Source organism: Rubritalea sp. (assembly GCF_039830215.1).
Taxonomy (GTDB): domain Bacteria; phylum Verrucomicrobiota; class Verrucomicrobiia; order Verrucomicrobiales; family Akkermansiaceae; genus Rubritalea.
This window is the reverse complement of record NZ_JBDOPO010000084.1, coordinates 1-6527: the sequence shown is the minus strand read 5'-3', so window position 1 is coordinate 6527 and position 6527 is coordinate 1. Positions and strand designations below refer to the sequence as shown.

Below are 6527 nucleotides of genomic sequence, written 5' to 3'. Positions count from 1 at the left end.
AAGAAGCAGCAGAAAATCCTCATTGAACAAGAAATTGCCAAGCTTGGGAAAAAATTAAACATCTTGGGACGGCGCGCCATCATTGGTTCAAAAACTTATGGGAGAGGTGACAAAATCAATGTCTCAGTGAAAGGCGAAACATTCTCCCTAAAGTTCAACTCCATCACTTCCAGTAAAGTAACATTCCTCGACCTAACAGATAAAAACATCATCTCGTTAGACATGAACAACAGGGTTGTCATCTACTCAGACAGCGACGCGCCTATTTCTCTGGACCAAAATAAAACTGACACCCATAAACTCGACGAATAGCCCATGATCAAGAATACTCTTGCTCACTAACAACATTTCTGCCGAATATAACAAATCTCTTACTGCCTAACTAAAAAAATATATGAGAAGCTACACAACTAGCATTAAGCTACTACCAAGCACGCTTGCAGCTTTCGCGTTTTACGCCGCGACCACAAATGCGCAAGAAACAATCACTCATCCCTCAGCACAACCCTCCTCCCCCCCTCCTGCAGTTGAAATTCCTAGTGTAGCAGAGATTGACGTAGAAACAGCTCTAGTACCCTCAGCCCCAGCACTTCCTGGAGAAGAGCCAACAAAGGAGGCTGCTTCACAAGAACTCGAAGAAGATACAGATGGCATGCGCCTAAATGATGCCGACCTTAATACTGTTTTTGAAGTTTTAGCTCGCGACGCAGGGCTTTCCTATTTCCACAATAACCGCATTACAGGGGATGACTTCAAGGTCAACGGATACCTTAAAGATGGCGACACTTTGACTCAAATGGAAAATCTGGCATTTAGCAATGCTCTGACCCTCCATCGCCGAGGCAACACAATCTATGCTCTTACCAGTGATCAGCTCAATCAGCTTCCATCAACGGAGTGGAGCTACCAGCTAAAATACCTACGTTCTTCTAACATGAAGGACCACATGCGTGAGCTCATCAGCCCACTTTTAAGTGCAAACACAGGTATTGTGAATTATGAGGAAAAAACAAACACCCTCATTATTATTGATACTCCTTACAAAATTGAACGCGTAAAAAGCCTCTTAGAACGCATTGACCGTGCCAAAGGTCAAATCGTTGTCGAAGTGAAAATCTATCGAGTTCTCTCATCCTCAGGCCAAAGTCTCGGATTTGACTGGTCCAATTCATTGGGACCAAATGCTTCTGTGCCCACTCGTGCAGTTTTGGGCCTGAGCGACCTTCTTGGGCTTCCTTCCAGCTCTGCTTCTCCACTTGCTGCTGGTGACTTGGTATTTTCTCCAAATGAAATTAGCGCAGTGCTCACAGCTTTGAATGAGGGGGGCGTCATTAAACTTCAGAATAACCCAGTGTTAATAACCGAAGATAATGAAGCTGCGTCAATCGCAGTGATCGATCGCATACCAATCATCACGACAGAAAGCACACAAAACTCATCAGGTGGCAACCCTACTGTCACAGAAGAAGTTCGCTACAAGATCGACGAAGACGACTCGACAGACCCTGAAACAACTCGTGAAATCGGCACCACTATCTTTGTCACCCCGACCTTGCTACCGGACAGAACAATCCGTCTAAAGATGCGCCCACGTGCGGCTGCAGTGACCCGTCAAATTGAAAGTGCCCAGACAGGAAACAAGTACCCAGAAGTACGCGAATCGACACTCACCACGATCGCCCGTATACCCGATGGCCACTCCCTTATTGTTGGCGGATTCTTCCAAGAATCTGAAATACAAAATGAAAACAAAATCCCACTATTAGGAGACATTCCATTGGTTAACTTCTTCTTCAAAAGTAAGACAACAGCGAAGGAGCAATCCAGCCTCATCTTTGTCGTAACTCCAAGTAGCTATATTCCGGAGAATCATTCTTCACATCACACCACGCACAACCGTTTAGAGTCTATCCACCAAATTCGCAACAAAGACACTCTCTATGACGACCCAGCAAATTACGACCTTGAAAAACCAAACCTCACGCGTACATGGAGCAATATTAAGAAGGAGTCCGGCCTTCAACTAGATCAGAAATCCAATTCAAATCACTCAAATAAGCGGTACAGAGTACGCCGATAGATCCTCTAAGAACCATACACAGCTCAGAAATAATGTCAGACCAAAGCGCGGAGAGTGCAAACCTCACCGAATGGCACACCTACTCCCTTCAACAAAGTGCTGCGGCCTTTTTAAAGGCCAACATAGCAGCGCAGGAGGAAGTGGTTACACTTTCCGAACAGTGTATCGAAGACTGGAACAACAACCTCCCTGCTGAGCCTCTTTTCAAGCTAGCAACACTCGAGGCTGACAACGAAAGTCAATACGAAGCGAGCATTGAGCGCTGGAGCACAATGCTTGCTTCTCTCGTTACTCCAATCATGCCTCCTGCTCCTTTTGCTGCGAAAATGATGACGCCAAGTGCTTTCTATGAAAAGCACCAACCTATTTACGATCTGGCGAGGTCGTTAAAATGTCCTATTCTTTACAATGAAGATGCAGATGTCATAGGGCTCGGCTCGATCAATCCGGTGACTGCAACTATTTTCGCGCAAGCTCTACACGCATACATTACTAATACACAATCCATTACACCTTACATCACTTGCGTGCGAATGAATTATGAGTCGTGGAAATCTCTCACCTCTAAACATTTTGGCCGATGATTGAATTTGACGGACTCCAATTTAACGATTTCATCAGCAAACAAATCATGCAGAGCCTCGCTGAACACGATGCTGCCTTTGCTGAACTAACACACGATCAAGTACAGAACCGAGTCACTAAGACAACGTTTATGGCTGCAGTTGCTAAACTAAACGGACTAGCCTTCTTCCCTAAAGTAGCAGAATTCTGTGAGGGATCCTTACTTGAAAAATGTGACGCATCCACACTTACTAGAGGAAACTTCACACCTTTGTGTATCTACAATAATTCGCTACTCATCGCAGTAGTTGACCCTTGGATGCCTGCTGCTGAAGAATACCTTTCTCCGCGCTTTCCAGAGTACGAAATAATCAAGATCGTTACAATTAAATCGGAAATTAGCCGAACTATTGAGGCCTCCTCAACTACTGGAGGCCCTACTAAATCTGAGTTGGAGTCGATCGATGTCGAAGATTTCGAGGAATTCACCAAAGATTTCGATGTTACCTCGACTGGATACGATGAACCCATGGCTGCACTGACTGCGACTATCATGGCGGATGCAGTCAAACAACGCGCTTCAGATGTTCACTTTAAGGTGGAAAAAGAATCTTTTTACTACTCATTTCGAGTAGATGGAGATCTCGGCCAAAAACGAGAACTTCCAATGAAACTCAAGGATAGAATTGACGCTTTCATTCTGAACCTCATGAAACTTCCTACAGAAATTCGTAATACAGCTTGTGGTATATCTGGGCGTTTCACCATTAGTTACTTCCACCGCCCAATCGATATTCGTTACGAGCGTCACAGAACCTATCGTGGCTATCACGTTACAATGCGCCTATTAGACAAAGGCCACCTCAACGTCACACTAGGTAAAGGCTCATTAGCGTTTGATGAAGAAACTCTCTTTGCTATTCGTAAGGTAATGAAAATTCCAGCAGGAATCATTGTTATGTCAGGGCCCACTGGTTCAGGTAAGTCCACGACGCTCAATGCGATGCTTAGAGAACTCAACAGACCTGAAGTTAATATCCTTACCCTAGAAAACCCAGTGGAGGATGAAGTTCCAGGAATCACCCACTGTGACCTGAAAAATGCGGATGAATTCAAGCCGATGATCTCATCCTTTATGCGATCTGACCCTGATATTATACTTATGGGTGAGGTGCGTGATATGGAATCTGCAGAATTAGCTATCGAGGCTGCCGTAACAGGTCATAAAGTACTTACTACCGTCCACACCGCACGAGCCTCCCAGATTATTGAACGGTTCGAACAACTAGGTATTGAACGATGGAAAATAGCGCAAACTCTCAAGGCTGCGTGCGCTCAAAGATTGATCAAAATTCTCTGTCCCTACTGCAAAATTGAGCTCGAAGGTCTTTCTGAACTTGACCGCAGAACCTACAACCTTGATGATAGTTGGTCCAAGAAAAAGCTCTATGAAGCAAACCTAGAAGGCTGCCAAGAATGTCGCAACTCTGGCTACGCTGGAAGAACCGCTATTTTAGAAATCATTCCCATCACTCCGAAGACTTCTGATCAACTATCTAAAGGTGAGATTTCCCCTTACGACCTTGAAGTAAAAATAGCCAATGAAGGAGTTCTTCCCAACCTAAGGCGCAATGGTCTCAAATTATTAGAAACAGGTAAAACAGATATCAATGCAGTAAGTAAAGTTATCGATATGTCATCCGATGAATAATACCCAATCACAACTGATATCCGAAGGTGCAGCAACTACAAGTGGAGCTGACAAACCTAAAACGGGAATGAATAGGGAGATCAAACTCTTTAGCTCAAATAAACCCAAAACCTTCAAAACTAAGGAGCTGATTCAATTCTATCGGGGAATTGCGTCTATGATTAAGGCTCAGATCAACACGGCTGATGCCTTAAAGTACTATGCCGATGGCCTCCCTGACAAGGGCATGGCCGACACGCTCAATGGTATTCGGAATGATATCCATGCTGGAGTATCAGTCTATGAGGCCTTCAAAAAATGTAAGCGCTTCGATGACATGACTCTTGGTCTCGTGAAAGCTGGTATGGATTCAGGTAAACTTGATTCAGCATTCACAGACCTAGCGGCTAGGGCTCAAACTGACTTTTACTTTAAAAAACAAGTGCGTAAAATCGTCCTTATTCCTTGTTTTGTATTCCCCTTCCTATTCATTGCATTCATCTACAGTCAGGTGAAAATTGTGCCCAAAATTAAGGCTATGGTTGTTGTCGGTGACTATGAACCTCAAGGGCCGGTAAAAATTTTCTTCATCTTAAGTGACCTGGTTATCCTATGGTGGCCAGCAATGGCTGCCATCCTAATAGCCACTGTACTAGCTTTCATTCTTTCAGCTAAACTTCGCCATATTATAGTTACTCTAGCTATGTCAAAGTGGCGACTATTAGGTAAATTAATTCAAGGTTTACGCCAAGTAACCTTCCTTGGGGTGATTAAATTACTTCATTCGAACGGAATAAATATGGCCAAAGCGATACGTACCTCAGCCACATCTGTCAAGGGAACTCCTCTACACGATGAGCTGCTCAACGCGGCTGAAAAATATGAGAAATCAGGTGTCCCCTTGGCTATAGCATTCACCAAATACACCTCAGTCGATGACCAAGTTGTCCACATGTTGGCCATTGGTGAAAAATCAGCTTCGATGGGTGTTCAACTCGACATGCTTACTGAAATGTATGAGGAAGACTCCAAACAGCATATGGAAGACTTCACCAATATCCTCAACTTTTTTATTCTACTCGGAGCTGTGAGTATGGTTGCCTTTGTATTTCTCTCTGTATTTATGCCGATCTTCCTTATGGGTCCTGAAATGATGCAGCAAAGTATGTAAACTACTGGCACTATGACTAAAACAAAATTTGACAGATGGCTCATCGAAAATCTCGTTTATGAGCACCATATCAGAGTAGTGCGCCTTCCTGAATCCTTGCCTTCAGGCGTGAACATAACTGAGTTAAAGACTCAGAACTATCACTATCTACTAACTGTAAAGAACAAAAAGAGAGCTGAAAAACTGATTCAGCAACTCATTGACCAAGGTAATATGTTTTCCACAAAGATTGCAGAAGGTTCGCATTGGTACAATGCCTTTATTTTTAATAAGAATAAAAGTTTCACTTACAGCATGTTTTGGTGGTTAGTTAAGATATGTATCACTATCTATATCGTCCTCGAAATTCGACAATTCATGTCAACCGATCTCTATTTTGAAATTATTGAACACACAAAAACGCTACTCCAATAGGCCTATGCATCTTCCTCATACGACCAAAAGAAATGGCATTACATTGATCGAGCTTTCTTTAGTTATTGGCATAATCCTTGTACTCATATCAACGTCAACTATTGGAATTAAAAGCTATAAAAACTGGCAAAAAGGTTTAGCTGCTGGGGAGGACTTGAAGGCAGTCTATCAAGCTCAAAAATTATTTTTAGCTGACAACCCAACCACTATCGTATCAGCAATTAAGGCGAGTGACATAACCCCATATTTACCAAACGGAATGGCAGCGATTCCAACTATTACAGATTTAAGTGGAGATAGCCGTTCAATTATCATCACTAACAGTCCTCCTACCATTAGTGGTGGATACGACCCCTCCCCCCCTAATGACAACAGCATATGGGACGCAGGTAAGTAGCCTATCTCAATAGATTCCACCTAATAACTGGCATGGTAAGATATAGTATATATTTACTCACATTGTTAAGTATTGCAAGCTCCTGTCTATATTCAACTCCCGCTGTAGCCCTTGTATTAGAGGACGAATCCAAAGCTAAGGGGTTTGACCTAGTCGGAATTTACTTAGTCGAATCAATGGTGCGCGTGCGTGAGGGAAAATCAACGACAAC

Annotated in this window: 7 protein-coding genes; all 7 read left to right on the top strand. The window is 43.3% G+C overall.

Features of this window, described 5'->3' with window-relative positions:
* Positions 1-312 (top strand): hypothetical protein (locus tag ABGY95_RS02640; protein WP_347440137.1); only part of this gene is annotated, 312 nt, incomplete at its 5' end.
* An 82-nt stretch (positions 313-394) separates the two neighbouring features.
* Positions 395-2080 (top strand): secretin N-terminal domain-containing protein, encoded by a 1686-nt coding sequence (locus tag ABGY95_RS02635; protein WP_347440136.1) that lies wholly within the window; start codon positions 395-397, stop codon positions 2078-2080.
* Positions 2081-2112: 32 nt separating this feature from the next.
* A complete protein-coding gene (locus tag ABGY95_RS02630) occupies positions 2113-2664 on the top strand; it encodes a hypothetical protein (protein WP_347440135.1) in 552 nt (183 codons plus the stop codon).
* Complete coding sequence (locus ABGY95_RS02625) at positions 2661-4355, top strand: ATPase, T2SS/T4P/T4SS family (RefSeq protein WP_347440134.1); 1695 nt, start codon at positions 2661-2663, stop codon at positions 4353-4355. Before ABGY95_RS02630 ends, ABGY95_RS02625 begins: the two co-directional genes overlap by 4 nt.
* Positions 4348-5505, top strand: a complete 1158-nt coding sequence (locus tag ABGY95_RS02620) for a type II secretion system F family protein (RefSeq protein WP_347440133.1) — start codon at positions 4348-4350, stop codon at positions 5503-5505. The genes ABGY95_RS02625 and ABGY95_RS02620 overlap by 8 nt, the downstream gene beginning before the upstream one ends.
* 12 nt (positions 5506-5517) lie before the next feature.
* Positions 5518-5919 carry a hypothetical protein gene (locus ABGY95_RS02615; RefSeq protein WP_347440132.1) on the top strand — a complete coding sequence of 134 codons (402 nt, stop codon included), beginning with the start codon at positions 5518-5520 and terminating at the stop codon, positions 5917-5919.
* 4 nt (positions 5920-5923) lie between these two features.
* Positions 5924-6316: a hypothetical protein gene (locus ABGY95_RS02610; protein WP_347440131.1), complete on the top strand. Its 393-nt coding sequence runs from the start codon at positions 5924-5926 to the stop codon at positions 6314-6316.
* The last annotated feature ends 211 nt before the right edge of the window (positions 6317-6527 follow it).

What these genes read in the sequence shown, in the direction of transcription:
- ABGY95_RS02630 (WP_347440135.1), top strand. Translation starts at nt 2,113, where the DNA reads ATGTCAGACCAAAGCGCGGAGAGTGCAAACCTCACCGAATGGCACACC.
- ABGY95_RS02615 (WP_347440132.1), top strand. Translation starts at nt 5,518, where the DNA reads ATGACTAAAACAAAATTTGACAGATGGCTCATCGAAAATCTCGTTTAT.
- ABGY95_RS02610 (WP_347440131.1), top strand. Translation starts at nt 5,924, where the DNA reads ATGCATCTTCCTCATACGACCAAAAGAAATGGCATTACATTGATCGAG.
- ABGY95_RS02620 (WP_347440133.1), top strand. Translation starts at nt 4,348, where the DNA reads ATGAATAATACCCAATCACAACTGATATCCGAAGGTGCAGCAACTACA.
- ABGY95_RS02635 (WP_347440136.1), top strand. Translation starts at nt 395, where the DNA reads ATGAGAAGCTACACAACTAGCATTAAGCTACTACCAAGCACGCTTGCA.
- ABGY95_RS02625 (WP_347440134.1), top strand. Translation starts at nt 2,661, where the DNA reads ATGATTGAATTTGACGGACTCCAATTTAACGATTTCATCAGCAAACAA.